Here is a 14,789-nt window from a genome sequence, read left to right as displayed (position 1 = left end):
GCCAACCGGCGGAACCGCAGCGAACCGGCTGATCCCCATTCACGAAGGGGCATAGCCGCAAAAGCGGGGATCACCAGCGGCGGAACCGCAGCCAACCGGCGGAACCGCAGCCAACCGGCGGAACCGCAGCCAACCGGCGGAACCGCGGCGAACCGGCTGATCCCCATTCACGAAGGGGCATAGCCGCAAAAGCGGGGGTCACCAGCGGCGGAACCGCAGCCCCCCGGCGGAACCGCAGCCAACCGGCTGATCCCCATTCACGAAGGGGTGTGGCCGCAAAAAGCGGGGATCACCAGCGGCGGAACCGCAGCCAACCGGCGGAACCGCGGCGAACCGGCGGAACCGCGGCGAACCGGCTGACCCCCGTTACCGAAGGGGCGTGGCCGCAAAAGCGGGGGTCACCAGCGGCGGAACCGCGGCCCACCGGCGGAACCGCAGCCAACCGGCGGAACCGCGGCGAACCCGCGACGCCGCGGTCAGCCCGCCACGCGCACCCAGGCCGTCGCCTCGCCGGGGAGCTTGCCTCCGTCGACCTCGGCGCTAGCGAGGAGCACCTCGCCCTCGGGCAGGACCACGGGCGCAGTCCCGAAGTTGGCCACGACGTGCCAGCCGCCGGGCCGCACGAAGTGCAGCACGTCGTCGTCCGCGGAATCCTGCCAGCCGAGCGCCTCAGCCGCCCGCAGCTCGTGCCGGAGCTTGAGGGCGCGGCGGTAGAAGGAGAGGGTCGAGCCTGCGTCGGCAGCCTGGACGCTCGCCGCGTAGTCGGCGAACCAGGCCGGCTGCGGAAGGTGGGAGCCGTTCGAGCCGAAGCCGAACGACGTGCCCTGGGGCTCCCAGGGCAGCGGCACGCGGCAGCCGTCACGGCCGACCTCGACGCCCTTGTTCCGGAAGAAGGTCGGGTCCTGGCGGTCCTCGTCCGCGATCTGGCCGACTTCCTGCAGGCCGAGCTCCTCGCCCTGGTACAGATAGGCCGAGCCCGGGAGCGCGAGCATGAGCAGGGTCGCGGCCTTCGCGCGGCGCAGTCCGCGCTCGGCGTCGACCTGCGACGGGTCGCCGCCCTCGAGCAGCCAGTCCTTGCCGTCCGCGCCGGCGCCTTCCTCGCGGCCGCTGCCCTTGGGCAGACCGTAGCGGGTCGCGTGGCGGACGACGTCGTGGTTCGAGAACACCCAGGTCGAGGAGGCTCCGGTCGCCGCGGCCTCGGCGAGGTTCTTGCTGATGATCGTGCGGAACTGGGCGGCATCGAAATCGGCCTTGAGGAGGTCGAAGTTGAATGCCTGCCCGAGGCCCTCCGGCGACGCATAGCGCGCGCGGCGGTCTGCATGGACCCACGCCTCCGCGACGGCCGTCCGAGGCGGGTTGTACTCATTGAAGACCTTGCGCCATTCGGCGTAGATCGTGTGCACCTCGTCCCGGTCCCAGAGCGGGTGCTCACCGTTGTGGAACAGGTCCGCGCGGTGGAGCAGTTCGAGGCTCGGGAGCTCGGCGTCCATGTCCTTCTTGAGGGCATGCGCGACGTCGACCCGGAACCCGTCTGCGCCGCGGTCCGACCAGAAGCGGAGCGTCTTGAGGAAGTCCTCGTGGACCTCGGGGTTGTCCCAATCGAGGTCAGGCTGCTCCTTGGCGAACAGGTGGAAGTACCACTGGCCCGGGGTGCCGTCGGGCTCGGTGACGCGCTCCCACGCGGGGCCGCCGAAGATCGACGTCCACTCGTTCGGGGGGAGCTCGCCGTTCTCGCCGAGACCGTCGCGGAAGATGTAGCGGCGGCGGGCCGCGGAACCCTTGGGCGAGGCGAGCGCTTCCTGGAACCACGCGTGGCGGTCGGACGTGTGGTTCGGGACGATGTCGACGATCACCTTGATCCCGGCCTCGTGCAGGGCTGCCGCCATCGCGTCGAAATCCTCGAGCGTTCCGAGACGCGGATCGACGTTGCGGTAGTCATCGACGTCGTAGCCGCCGTCGGCAAGGGCCGAGGGGTAGAACGGGCTGAGCCAGACGGCGTCGACCCCGAGGTCCTTGAGGTACTGGACCTTCGACGTGATCCCGTTGAGGTCGCCGAGCCCGTCCCCGTTGGAGTCGGAGAAGCTGCGGGGATAGATCTGGTAGACGGCCGCCTGCCGCCACCAGTGGGCGTCGGCTTGGGCGGTGGTGTCCAATGCGGAGTCGGCAGGGGTGGACACGGGGTCTCCTTGTCATGGGGAAGAGAAAGAGGCTGTGGGATGACTGGCAGGGCCGATGGCCTTCAGGGCCGTCCAGAGATAATTTAGAATCTAAATATAGCTCGCGTCACCATTATTGTGGCGTGGCAGGAGGAGGTCAAGACGGTGCACGAACGAGCCGGAGGGCGCCCCGAGCGCGAGCGGGTTGAACGACCGGTCGGCCCGCACGTCGTGCGCTTCGCCACGGCACGCACGGTCCTGGCCGCCCTGCGCGGAGGGGGCCCGTTCACGGTGACCGAGCTCGTCGAGCAGACGAGCCTCACACGCGCGACCGTGATCGCCGTCTGCGAGGACCTCGTGCGGCGCGGATGGGCCGAGGAGCAGATCCCCGAGCGGGCCGGTCCCCAGCGCGGCCGGCCGCCGAGGTCCTTCGGCTTCCGGGCGGACGCGGGCGTCGTCGTCGGCCTCGACATCGGCGCGCACAAAGCCACAGCGCTCGTGGCGGATCTGGGCGGCGAGATCCTCGCAACGGCATCGGGGGGCCTCCCCCGCGGCGCGAGGACCGCCGGGGCGCGCCTCGACGTCGTGAGCGGCGTGGCCCTCGCGTCGCTCGAGAACGCAGGCCGCGATCCTCGGCAGGTCCTCGCCGTCGGCGCCGGCGTTGCCGCGCCAGTGGACCGGGACGGGCACGTCGCCGAGGGCTCTGACTTCTGGGAGATGTTCGACGTCGGGCTCGCGGCCGCCCTCTTCGATCGGCACGGGTGGCACGTGCTCCTCGAGAACGACGCGAACCTCGCCGCCCTCGCCGAACAGTGGCGCGGCGCGGCTCAGGGACTCGACGACGTGGCCGTCCTCCTCGCGGGCGAGCGTCTCGGCGCGGGGATCATCGAGTCCGGCCGCCTCCTGCGCGGCCGGAACGGCGCGGCGGGCGAGCTCGCGTTCCTGCGGCTGGTCGACGGCGCGGTGGGACCCCACGGCATCGCGCAGCTTGCGCGCGAATGGGGCGCCGAGGCTGCATCCCAGCCGAAGGGCCTCGCCGGGCTGGGTCCCGCCGACGTCACGGCAGAAGCGGTCTTCGCAGCGGCCGACGACGGCGACCCCGCCGCGGCGGGGGTCCTCCTGCGGCTCGAGGACCGGATGGCGCGCGTCATCGCAGTTCTCAGCACGCTCCTCAACCCGGAACTCGTCGTTCTCGGCGGCGCCATCGCCCCCGCAGCGGCGCGGCTGCTGCCCGGGATCCGAGCCGCGCTCCCCGAGCTGACCGAGACGCCAGCCGAGATCGAGGTCTCGGGCCTCGGCGGCGAGGCCGTGGCCCTCGGCGCTGTCCGGCGGGCGCTCGACTACGTGGCCGACTGGTCGCTCGAGATCACGCTGCCCGACCCCGGCTAGGGGCCGCTAGATCCTCGCGCGGAGCCGCGCGATGACCGGCTGGGTCACCCGGTGGGCGACGACGGCGAGCACGACGGAGATCGGCAGCGCGATCCAGCCGACTTCGAGCCAGTCGGAGTGGTTCAGCACCCCGAGGATACAGAGCACCGGGTAGTGCCACAGATAGATCTCGTAGCTGATGCGGCCGACCGAAGCCAACGGCCGCGCGGACAGCGCCCGGTGGAGGAGCCCCTGCGGACCCCGCATGATGCCCAGGACGAGCAGCAGCGCCCCGACGTCAGCCGTGAGCACGTCGACGGTGGAGAACGGGGCGAGGGAAGAGCGCAGCACGCTGAGCGCGAGCAAGCCCAGACCCGCGAGGCCGGCCCAGCGGCCGACGGAGAACGACGTGCCGTGAAGCACGAGCGCGAGAACGCAGCCTGCCATGAGCCCGCAGGCTCGAAGGATGAACGAGACCTCGGCAGACTCCGCCTCCGCGACGAATGCAGCGACGGCGAGGCCCGCGGTGGCGACGGCCGCGGCGATGACCGCCCCACGCCGTCGTCCGCGCAGGAGCAGGACGAGCGCCGGGGGCCAGAGGAAGTAGAACCACTCCTCGACACCGAGCGACCACGTGTGCTCGTAGGGCGAGAGCATGGTCGAGCCGGACTCGGCACCGACCGGCATGAGGTAGAACAGCGAGAGCCCGGAGCCGCTGAGCGCGGTCTTCACCCCCATCGTCACCGCGACGGGCACGAAGACGACGGCGAGCATGAGCAGGAGGGGCGGGTACAGCCGCACGACGCGGCGCGTGTAGAAGCGGCGGAACGAGACACTTCCCGTGGCATCGCGCTCTTGGACAAGGAGCGTCGTGATGAGGAACCCCGACAGCACAAAGAAGACGTCGACGCCGCCGGCCCCACCGAAGTGGGCGGGCATGACGGCGTGGTAGACCGCAACCAACGCGATGGCCAGAGCGCGCAGCCCGTCGAGGGCCGGAACGTAACCGAGGCGGGGGATGCGTGCAGGTTCCGCTGGGGACTGGACAGGTAACGTTTGAGTAACGGTCATCAAGGCCAGTCTAGCGGGAAGCGCGGGCTCGTGCTTCAGCGGGAGATCGCCGCGTCGAGCGCTCGCCCCAACGCCTCCGCGCCGGCTTGGCTCGGGTGAATCCCGTCGAGCGACATCCCCGCCGCATACTGCTCGCCCTGTCGCACCCCGGCCGGCGCATCGACCCACTCCCACCGGTGCGCCAGAACGAACTCCTTGAGCGAGGCGTTGAATGCGGCCGTGGCGGCCTGCGCCGAGTCGCGCGGGGGGATGGCAGAGACGACGACGCGCGGCGCCCCGACCGTCGCGACAATGCTCTCGATGTTGGATGCCGTCACCGAGAACGGCACACCCTGCGCCAGATCGTTCGTGCCGGCGATGACGACCAGGACATCCGCCTTGACGGGCGCGACATTCGCCGCCATGCGTGCCGTGGTGGCCCCGCCGGCCGCCCACCCGCCCGCGAACAGGTCAAGAGGCGATCGCGCGTAGGTCACCCATGAAAGGCTCCCGGTGAGGCCCACGCTGAAGTCCGGGCTGTTTCCCTGGGTGATCGAGTCGCCGACGGCGGCGAACCGGACCGCTTTCGGTTCCGTGGAAGGCCATGCGGGACCCGTATCGGCGGGCAGAGCCCGGACGGCGGCCACGATCACGATGCCGACGAGTGCGGCGGCGGCCGCCCACCCTGCCAGCCTCCCGCGTCGGTATCTGCCGGTCTGCTTCGCCATGCATCCCCTGCCCGTCGAACACGACAAAGGCCCCGGTCTCCCGGGGCCTTGAGCCGTAGCGGTGGGGAGGCTCGATCTCCCGACCTCACGATTATGAGTCGTGCGCTCTAACCAACTGAGCTACACCGCCAGAGAGCCCCCCACGGGAATCGATCCCGTGACCTCCATCTTACCAAGATGGCGCTCTACCACTGAGCTAGGGGGGCAACAGACAGATACTTTACCGGAGCCCAGACCCTCGGACAAATCGAAACCCGACCCTCAAGGAATGCCTCGGCGGAAGAATTGAACGCGCCTGAAGAGGGCCTTCGCAGAGGGTTCCGAGGGGAAACGACGAGGTCCGGCTGCACCCCCCAGCAGGCTGCAGCCGGACCTCGATCGCGGTTGCGCGGTCTCCGCGCTTCCGCTGCCCACCCCTGACTATCTTGACACGACTCTACCCGTCTTGTCACTAGGGGTTGACAGCTTTGTTAACTAAGTGAGAGTTAGGAACCAGTCCTTAGCCGCGGCTCCCGCCGAAACGCCGAGCGCCCCCGGACGAAGCGCCGCTTCGGCCGCCGAAGCCGCCACGTCCGGCGAACCCTTCCCGGCCGCCGCGGTCACCACGGTCGCCGCGGTCACGACGATCGCCCCAGTCGTCGCGCCGCTCGCGCGCGAAGCCGCCGCGGCCCCCACGCGAGCCCCAGTCGCCGTCGCGCGGGCCACGATCGCGGTCGCGCCCGCCGCCGCGGCCGCCACGGGAGCTCCAGTCGTCGCCGTCACGCGCGGGACGCCGCCCCGAGTCGAGCTCGAGCTTGATGAGCTCGCCGCCGATCCGGGTCTTCGAGAGGGCCTTCCACTGCTCGCTCGAGAGCTCCGAGGGGAGCTCGACGAGGGAGAAGTCCGAGCGGATGTCGATCCCGCCGATCTGGCTCGAGTGGAACCCGCCCTCGTTCGCGAGTGCCCCCACGATCGAACCCGGCTGAACACGCTGCCGGCGTCCCACCGCGATGCGGTACGTCGCGCTGCCCTCGGACGAGCCGCGTGGGGCACGCCCCTGGCCGCGGCCGCCGTCGCGCGCGTCCCGATCGCGTCCCCGCTTGGCAAAGTCCGGGACGCTCGGGAGCTCCTCGACGAAGAACGGAGCGTCGCCCTGGACCATCACGGCGAGCGCAGCAGCGATTTCGGCTGCCGGCACGTTGTGCTCGTTCTCGTAAGAGGAGATGAGGTCGCGGAACAGCGAGACGTCCTCGGACTCGAGGGTCTCGGTGATCTGGTCGGCGAACTTGCTCATGCGCAGCGAGTTGACCGTCTCCGCCGTCGGAAGCGACATCTGCTCGACGGCCTGGTGGGTCGCCTTCTCGATCGCCCGAAGCAGGAACTTCTCGCGCGGCGTCATGAACAGGATCGCGTCACCCTTGCGGCCGGCGCGGCCCGTACGGCCGATGCGGTGCACGTAGCTCTCGGTGTCGTGCGGGATGTCGTAGTTGACGACGTGACTGATGCGCTCGACGTCGAGGCCGCGCGCCGCGACGTCGGTCGCCACAAGGATGTCGATCTTGCCCTCGCGCAGCGCCTCGACCGTGCGCTCCCGCTGGGCCTGGGCGATGTCGCCGTTGATCGCGGCGGCCTGGAAGCCGCGCGCCTTGAGCTTGTCGGCGAGATCCTCGGTGGCCATCTTGGTGCGGACGAACGCGATGACGCCGTCGAAGTCCTCGACCTCGAGGATGCGGGTGAGCGCATCCAGCTTGTGCGAGCCGACGACCTGCACGTACCGCTGGCGGATGTTCTGCCCGGTCGTGGTCTTCGACTTGACCGTGACCTCTTCGGGATTGCTGAGGTACTGCTTCGACATGCGCCGGATCTGCGACGGCATGGTCGCGGAGAACAGAGCGACCTGCCGGCCGTCGGGCGTCTCCTGGAAAATGCGCTCGACGTCGTCCGCGAAGCCCATGCGGAGCATCTCGTCAGCCTCGTCGAGCACGAGGTACTGGAGCTCGGAAAGGTCGAGCGAGCCCTTCTCGAGGTGGTCGATCACGCGCCCGGGAGTGCCGACGACGACCTGGGCGCCACGGCGCAGGCCCGCGAGCTGGGGCCCATAGGCAGAGCCGCCGTAGACCGGGAGGACCGTGAAGTCGTCGAGGTGCTTCGCGTAGGACGTGAACGCCTCTGCGACCTGAAGCGCAAGCTCGCGGGTCGGCGCGAGGACGAGGGCCTGGGTTGCGCGGGAGGGGCCGTTCTGGTCGTGGAGTTCCGCGAGGCGCGAGAGCGCGGGAACCGCGAAGGCCGCGGTCTTGCCCGTTCCCGTCTGGGCGAGGCCGACGACGTCGCGCCCCTCGAGCAGGAGCGGGATGGTCGCGGCCTGGATGGGCGACGGCTTCTCGTAGCCGACTTCGGTCAGCGCCGCGAGGATGCGGTCGTCGATGCCGAGATCGGTGAAGAGCACTCCGCGCTCCTCGCCGTCTTGCGGCTCGGCGGCCGCGGTAGAGGTCTCAGCTGCAGCAGCGGACTCTTGGGAAGTAGTGGTCTCGGGAGCCTCTTCGTCAGTGGCGAAAGGGGCGTCCAAGGTTTCAGACATAGAGGAATCCTCCGGTTTGGGGAGCCTGAATGTTGGCTCATCGGTCAATGCCGAAGCCCGGCGCTGTCTCAATCCCGTGGCAGGACTTCTCGCTGCACTCGGCGCCACACGCGCACCAACAGCGTTTTCTTCAGCCGGCTCCCCTATGAAACTGCCCGCCCAGCGGGCCCCAACACGCACTACTCCTGCCTCAAGAATTGGGCAGGAAGAGGGAATACCGGCGCAGTGGGGGATACATCTATCCTACAGGACGCACGACGCCGGACCCGCCGTCGTCGTGCGTCATCCCCCGTGAGCTTTCCCACAAGGCGCCGCCGCGCGCGTATCCTGGCACCTCGACGCCGCCCTTCCCGGCGGTTCACGGGGCGCGGCCGTCGCTAGACGGCACAACCGTCCCGCGTGCGGGACGGTTATGCCTCTAAGGAACGGTTGTGCCGTTGACGAACGGTTGTGTCCTCCAGGGACGGTCGGGCCGAACGAGTCCCTAGGCCTCGAGGTCCAGCGCTCGCTCGATGTAGGGCCGGAGCTCGGCGGCGAGGCGGATCGTTCCCTCGGCCTCGGCGTCGAGAAGTGCCTCGGCTCGCTCCCGCGTGGGGTCGGCGAGCCACTCCCCCACCCGCACTCCGTGATCCGGTACGTGTTCGACGCCGAACTGTTCGCCCGCCTCGACGTCGCCAGGCGTGATGACTCTGAGGTACGCCCCCGAGAGGCCGGACGCCGTGAATCGCTTGACCCAGCCGTCCTCGCCGATCCGCCGCGCGAACGTCGCGCACGGCACACGCGGCATCGTGACCTCGAGAACCGTCCCGCCCGGAAAGCGCCAGCGCTCCCCGATGACGGCGTTGCTCGCCGTGAGTCCGTCCACGCGGAAGTTCTCGCCGAAGTAGCCCGGCGGGATCTCGCGGCCGAGAACACTGGCCCACAGCCCGGCGTCGTCCTCGGAGTATGCGTAGACGGCCTTGTTCTCGCCGCCGTGGTTCGCCCGGTCGGCCTGGACGTCCCCGTGGAGCCCGAGCCGCCGGATGCGCACCGGCCCCTCGACTGGACGCTTGTCGATCGCGGTCACGCCGACGGGGCCCGAATCGGGCAGGAGCTGCTGGACGCGGCAGACGGCAACGAGGCGCGCGGACTTCATGGCCCACAGCGTAGCCGAGATGAGCCGCCGCGGAGCCGAGTCGTCATGGATCGAAGCGGTATCCGATCCCGGCCTCCGTCTTGAGGTGACGCGGGTTCGAGGGATCCCGCTCGAGCTTGCGGCGGAGCTGCGCCATGTAGACCCGCAGGTACTGCGCTTCCTTCGCGTACGCGGGGCCCCAGACCTGGGTGAGGAGCTCGCGCTGCGTCACGAGCGTGCCCGGCTGCCGCACGAGCAGCGCGAGGATGCTCCACTCCGTGGGAGTGAGCCGGACGTCCTGCCCCTCGCGGACCACACGGCGGGCGGCGAGATCGACGCTGAAGTCGGCGGTCTGGACCCGCGGCACCTCCGGCCGGACGGAGCCCCGCCGCGCGGCGGCTCGGAGCCGGGCGAGGAGCTCTTCGAGGCCGAACGGCTTCGTGACGTAGTCGTCCGCTCCGGCGTCGAGCGCCTCGACCTTGTCCTCGGCCGCGTGCCGGGCCGAGAGCACGATGATCGGCACACTCGTCCACTCCCGCAGCCGGCGGATGACGTCGACACCGTCCATGCCGGGAAGGCCCAGGTCGAGGACCACGATATCCACCGGTGTCGATGCCGCGGCCTCGAGGGCGGCCTCGCCCGACTGAGCCGTGACGGCCTCGTAGCCGTGGACCCGGAGGTTGATCTGGAGGGCGCGCGCGATCTGCGGCTCGTCCTCGACGACGAGGACGCGCGTCACTCCGTGCCCCCCGCGGCCAGCGGAAGGACGATCCGCATCGTGAGGCCGCCGCCCGGCGTCTGCCCGGCCGAGATCCGGCCGCCCATGGACTCGACGAAGCCCTTGGCCACGGCGAGCCCGAGACCGATCCCGGCTCCGTGCCGGCTTGCGTCGCCCACGCGCTGGAACGGGTTGAACACGGCCATGAGCTGCTCAGGCGGAATTCCCCCGCCGTGGTCGACGACGCGCAGCTCCCCCATCGCCCGCCCCGAGGGATCGGCCTCCCCCGGGCCGGCTTCGAGCTCGAGCGGCAGGCCGGGGGCGTACTTGAGGGCGTTCTCGACGAGGTTCGCCACGACGCGCTCGAGCAGCACCGGGTCCGCCTCGACGGGCGGGCAACCGGGTGAGACGCGGTCCTCGACGACGGCGTCCTTCGGCCAAGGGGGAAGCACCTCGCGCCAACTGACGGGACGCAGGAGCGGGGTCACGCTGTCGGCCGAGATGCGAGACATGTCGAGGAGGTTCCCCACGAGCACAGAGAGCCTGTCCGTGTAGTCCTCGATCGTCTCGAGCAGCTCCGCCTGCTCCTCGCGGGTGAAGTCGACCCCCGGCTGCCGGAGGCTGCTCACGCTCAGCTTGATCCCTGAGAGCGGCGTCCGGAGATCGTGCGAGACGGCGCGCAGGATCGAGGTCCGGATCGTGTTGCCCTCCTCGAGGCGCCGATTGGCCTCACGGCTCGACGCCAGCTGTCGCCCCTGCCGGATGGCGACGAGATACGCGCCGAAGGCCTCCATCATGCGCCGTTCGGCCGGCTCGAGCGCTCGCCCACCCGCAAGGAGCGTGTAGTGCTCGTCGGCGACGACGAGGTCGTCCGCGGCCGCAGGGGTCACGGGAGGCGTCTCGCCCGCGCTCGCCACGACCTCCCACCCGGGCCGCACAGCGCGCGGCGTCCCGGGCTCGCGCCGCTCCAAGAGCGTCACGGCCCTCAGCCCGAGCGCGGCCCGGACCCGTTCGAGGAAGTCGCGGACCCGGCCGCCCGAGCCGAGGATCCCGCGCGCGAGTTCGGCCATCGCGCGGGCATCGGCCTGTGCCCGGGCGGCCTGCTCGAATCGCCTCGTCGCAGCACCCACCGCAAGTCCCACGGCACACGCGATGGCCAGGAAGATGAGGAGCTCCCCCACGACCTGGGGATCCGCGATCGCGAAGCTCCCGACCGGCGCGACCGAGAACCAGTTGAGCAGGAGGGACCCTGCGACCGCGGCAACGGCGGCCGGCCAGAGGCCCCCGACGACGGCGACGGCGACCGCGGCGGCGAGCTGCAGGAGCATGGTCATCGCCATGTTGTGGTAGCCGGCCGCGACGACCGCCGCCTCGACGCCGATGGGCAGAGCGACGGCTAGCGCGAGCCCCCACAGCGTCCGAGTGCGGTCCAGCACTCCCAGCTCGGCCAGCCCGAGGCGATGCTCACGGGCGGGCAAGAGGGGAACGCGCTGCGGCATGTGACCATGCTGTCACATGCCGCACTGGACACGCTCAGTTGCGCGTCACGGAGCCCATGAGCGAGGCGATCGGCCGCAGGAACAGCGGCCGCGCGAGGAACCACGCCGCGACGACGACGACCACCGCGGCCGCGAAGAATCCGAATCCGAGCCAGCTCTCGCCGTCGTTCGAGGCGAACATGTGGTTGAGGTTCCGGAGGACCCCGGTGGTGAGCACAAGGGTCACGTGCACGATCACGAACGCGATGAAGTAGATCGCCACCGGGAAGTGCACGCGCCGGGCGAGCTCGATCGGATACGCCCTGTTGAGGCGGGGAGCCTTCGCAGGCCACGCCCCGGACATGCGCAACCCCGTGAGGATCGCGAGCGGCGCCGCGATGAAGCTCGTGATGAAGTAGAAGAGAAGCTGGAGGGCGTTGTAGTTCGTCCACCCGTTCTCGAGCGGCCAGTTGAGCGACGCGTATTGGATCGCGACCGAGACGGCGTGCGGGAAGACGTCCCAGCTCGTCGGGACGACTCGCTTCCACTGACCCGTGGAGAAGAGCAGGATCCAGTAGATGAGACCGTTGAGCACCCACAGCGCGTCGAGTGTCAGGTGGAACCACAGGTCGAGGCTGATCTTCTTGGGTTGGCCCTTCGTCTTGACAAGGCCCTTGTTGTTCCGCTTCCAGTAGCCCTGCGGCCGCGTCGTGTACCGGACCTGGAGGCCGGAGCGCACGATCAGGACGATGAAGAACATGTTCAGGAAGTGGCTCCAGTTGAGCCAGACTGGCAGCCCGACGGGAGTCCCTGCGGGCTGGGACGCGTAGCCCGGGTACGTCGCGATGAACGACGAGACGGCCTCCGTGCTGCGGAGCCACTTCGCGAGCAGGACGATGATCCCCAAGACGACGACCGCGCCGACGGCGATCACGGTGGGCTTGAACCAGGGCGCCTTGGTCCAGGCGCGAGCGGTCGACGGTGACGTCGGCATCGTGGGGTGGTCCTCTCGATCAGGTGAGTCGGGTCAGAGGTGGCTCATCGCTTCGTCGAGGTCCGCGATGAGATCGTCCGCGTCCTCGATGCCGACGGAGAGCCGGATGAGGTTTTCGGGGACGGCCAGTTCGGTGCCCTTGACGGAGGCGTGGGTCATCTCGGACGGGTAGTTCATGAGCGACTCGATGCCGCCGAGCGACTCGGCGAGCGTGAAGAGCCGGGTCGACTCGGCGACCTTGCGTGCCGCCGCTTCGCCGCCCGTGAACTGGACCGAGATCATGCCGCCGAAGCGCCGCATCTGCCGCGCCGCGAGCTCGTGCCCGGGATGCTCCGGCAGCCCCGGGTAGAGGACCTTCTCGACGCCGGGCCGGCCCACGAGCCACTCGGCGATCCTCTGCGCGTTCTCCGAGTGGCGCTCCATGCGCACCCCGAGGGTCTTGAGGCCGCGGGTCGTGAGGAAGGCGTCCATCGGTCCTGAGACGGCGCCGACCGCGAACTGGACGAAGCCGATCTTCTCGGCGAGCTCGGCGTCGTTCACGACGACGGCGCCCCCGACGACGTCCGAGTGGCCGCCGATGTACTTGGTCGTCGAGTGGACCACGATGTCGGCGCCGAGGGCCAGCGGGTTCTGGAGGTAGGGCGACGCGAACGTGTTGTCGACGACGAGGAGGGCACCGCCGTCGTGCGCGATCTCGGCGACGGCCGAGATGTCGGTGACCTTCATGAGCGGGTTCGAGGGCGTCTCCACCCACACGAGCCTCGCGCCCGCGGCGACCGCCGCGCGCACGTCGTCGAGCGAGGCCATGTCGACGGGCTGGTTCCGGATGCCCCAGCCGCCGAGCACGCGGCTGATGAGGCGGTAGGTCCCGCCGTAGGCGTCGTTGCCGAGCACGATCCGGTCCCCCGGCGTGCACAGCGCACGGATGAGGCCGTCCTCTGCGGCGAGGCCGGAACCGAACGAGAAGGCGTGCTTGCCGCCTTCGAGGGCGGCAAGCTGCTCCTGCAGCGCGTCACGCGTCGGGTTGCCGCCCCGGCCGTACTCGTAGCCGGAACGCAGGCCGCCGATGCCGTCCTGGGCGTAGGTCGAGCTGAAATGCAGCGGCGGGACGACCGCGCCCGTGCGCGGCTCGAATTCCTGGCCAGCGTGGACGGCACGCGTATTGAAGCCGTGGTTGGTCTCGCTCACAGGAGTCTCCTTACTTGTTGAGGTTCGAGAGCAGGTCGTGCCGCGTGACGATGCCGATCGGCGCTCCGACGAACGTCACCATGAGTGCATCCGCCTCGGTGAGCATCTCGCGCGCCGTGGCCTGGCTCTCGAGCGAGCCGATCACTGGCAGGCGCGCGCCCATGTGCTCCGAGATCTTGTCAGTGAGCTTCGCCTCGCCCTTGAACAGCTTCGCCGAGAGCGCGCGCTCGTCGACCGCGCCGAGCACCTCGCCCATGACCACGGGCGGCTCGTTCGAGAGGACGGGGAGGTGGCTCACGCCGTACTCCGTCATGATGTCGATGACCTCGCGGACTGTCTCGTTCGGATGTGTGTGGACGAGGTCCGGGAGCTTGCCGTCCTTGCCCTTGAGCACATCGCCCACCGTTGCTTCTGACGTTCCCGGGAGGAAGCCGAAGGAGCGCATCCAGTCGTCGTTGAAGATCTTGGCGAGATAGCCGCGGCCGCTGTCCGGAAGGATGACGACGACGACGGCCGACTCGGGCAGGTCCCGCGCCACGCGCAGGGCGGCCACGACGGCCATGCCCGACGAGCCTCCCACGAGCAGGCCCTCTTCCCGCGCGAGCCGGCGGGTCATGGCGAACGACTCCGCATCGTTCACGGCCAGCACGTCGTCCGGGACGGCCCTGTCGTAGTTGGCGGGCCACATGTCCTCGCCCACGCCCTCGACGAAGTACGGGCGCCCGGTGCCGCCCGAGTACACGGAGCCTTCGGGATCCGCGCCGATCACCCTGACCTGGCCGCCCTCCGACTCGGGGCGGTCCTTCGAGACGTCCTTGAGGAACCGGCCGGTGCCCGAGATGGTGCCGCCCGTGCCGGCCCCGATGACGACGTGGGTGACCTTGCCATCCGTATCGGCCCAGATCTCTGGGCCTGTGGTCTCGTAGTGGCTCGCGGGAGCGCCGGGATTGGAGAACTGGTCCGGCTTGAAGGCCCCGGGGATCTCACGGACGAGTCGGTCGGAGACCCCGTAGTACGACTGCGGGGAGTCCGGCGGAACGGCAGTCGGCGTCACGACGACCTCGGCGCCATAGGCCTCGAGGACCGAGCGCTTCTCCTGCCCGACCTTGTCCGGCACCACGAAGATGCACTTGTAGCCCTTCTGCTGCCCTACGAGCGCCAGACCGACGCCTGTGTTGCCGCTCGTCGGCTCGACAATGGTCCCGCCCGGCTGGAGCCTGCCGCTGCGCTCCGCCTCCTCGATCATCTTGAGGGCGATGCGGTCCTTGATGGAGCCGCCCGGGTTGAGGTACTCGAGCTTGACCAGGACGGTTGCCTTGATCCCCTCGGTGACCTTCTGGAGCTTGACCAGGGGTGTATGGCCGATGAGCTCGACGACGGAGTTGGCGTATTTCACGCCCCCAACTCTAGCCGTTGGCCCCGACAGCCCAGCGATTGC

General features: G+C 69.8%; 11 protein-coding genes and 2 tRNA genes. 1 reads left to right on the top strand and 12 read right to left on the bottom strand.

Features of this window, described 5'->3' with window-relative positions; translation table 11 throughout:
• Window positions 1–476 precede the first annotated feature (476 nt).
• Window positions 477–2,177, bottom strand: a complete 1,701-nt coding sequence (locus tag V7053_RS04395) for a glycoside hydrolase family 13 protein (protein ID WP_334171051.1) — start codon at window positions 2,175–2,177, stop codon at window positions 477–479.
• A gap of 117 nt (window positions 2,178–2,294) precedes the next feature.
• On the opposite strand from V7053_RS04395, the gene V7053_RS04390 reads away from it, so the two are divergent.
• Window positions 2,295–3,545 carry an ROK family transcriptional regulator gene (locus V7053_RS04390; RefSeq protein ID WP_334171050.1) on the top strand — a complete coding sequence of 417 codons (1,251 nt, stop codon included), beginning with the start codon at window positions 2,295–2,297 and terminating at the stop codon, window positions 3,543–3,545.
• Window positions 3,546–3,551: 6 nt separating this feature from the next.
• On the opposite strand, the gene V7053_RS04385 is transcribed toward V7053_RS04390, so the two are convergent.
• From V7053_RS04385 to V7053_RS04335, 11 genes are all read right to left on the bottom strand, one after another.
• Window positions 3,552–4,595, bottom strand: a complete 1,044-nt coding sequence (locus V7053_RS04385) for an acyltransferase family protein (protein ID WP_334171049.1) — start codon at window positions 4,593–4,595, stop codon at window positions 3,552–3,554.
• 35 nt (window positions 4,596–4,630) lie between these two features.
• Complete coding sequence (locus tag V7053_RS04380; protein ID WP_334171048.1) at window positions 4,631–5,302, bottom strand: SGNH/GDSL hydrolase family protein; 672 nt, start codon at window positions 5,300–5,302, stop codon at window positions 4,631–4,633.
• Between the two features lie 56 nt (window positions 5,303–5,358).
• Window positions 5,359–5,432, bottom strand: a tRNA-Met gene (locus V7053_RS04375).
• Between the two features lie 4 nt (window positions 5,433–5,436).
• A tRNA-Thr gene (locus V7053_RS04370) sits at window positions 5,437–5,508 on the bottom strand.
• A gap of 293 nt (window positions 5,509–5,801) precedes the next feature.
• On the bottom strand, window positions 5,802–7,859 hold the full coding sequence (locus V7053_RS04365) for a DEAD/DEAH box helicase (RefSeq protein ID WP_334171047.1): 2,058 nt from the start codon (window positions 7,857–7,859) through the stop codon (window positions 5,802–5,804).
• Between the two features lie 484 nt (window positions 7,860–8,343).
• Window positions 8,344–8,994 (bottom strand): MOSC domain-containing protein, encoded by a 651-nt coding sequence (locus tag V7053_RS04360; RefSeq protein WP_334171046.1) that lies wholly within the window; start codon window positions 8,992–8,994, stop codon window positions 8,344–8,346.
• Window positions 8,995–9,037: 43 nt separating this feature from the next.
• A complete protein-coding gene (locus tag V7053_RS04355; protein WP_334171045.1) occupies window positions 9,038–9,712 on the bottom strand; it encodes a response regulator in 675 nt (224 codons plus the stop codon).
• The gene (locus tag V7053_RS04350; protein ID WP_334171044.1) at window positions 9,709–11,190 is read right to left on the bottom strand and encodes a sensor histidine kinase; all 1,482 of its coding nucleotides are present in this window, start codon (window positions 11,188–11,190) and stop codon (window positions 9,709–9,711) included. Before V7053_RS04350 ends, V7053_RS04355 begins: the two co-directional genes overlap by 4 nt.
• Before the next feature lie 34 nt (window positions 11,191–11,224).
• Complete coding sequence (locus V7053_RS04345; RefSeq protein ID WP_334171043.1) at window positions 11,225–12,163, bottom strand: cytochrome b/b6 domain-containing protein; 939 nt, start codon at window positions 12,161–12,163, stop codon at window positions 11,225–11,227.
• Window positions 12,164–12,196: 33 nt separating this feature from the next.
• Window positions 12,197–13,351 carry a cystathionine gamma-synthase gene (locus V7053_RS04340; RefSeq protein ID WP_334171042.1) on the bottom strand — a complete coding sequence of 385 codons (1,155 nt, stop codon included), beginning with the start codon at window positions 13,349–13,351 and terminating at the stop codon, window positions 12,197–12,199.
• A gap of 10 nt (window positions 13,352–13,361) precedes the next feature.
• Entirely contained in the window at window positions 13,362–14,747 is a 1,386-nt protein-coding gene (locus tag V7053_RS04335) for a cystathionine beta-synthase (RefSeq protein ID WP_334171041.1), read from the bottom strand.
• Window positions 14,748–14,789: the final 42 nt, after the last annotated feature.

This window comes from Sinomonas sp., from assembly GCF_036848755.1.
Lineage (GTDB): Bacteria > Actinomycetota > Actinomycetes > Actinomycetales > Micrococcaceae > Sinomonas.
This window is presented reverse-complemented; position numbering and strand designations above follow the sequence as displayed.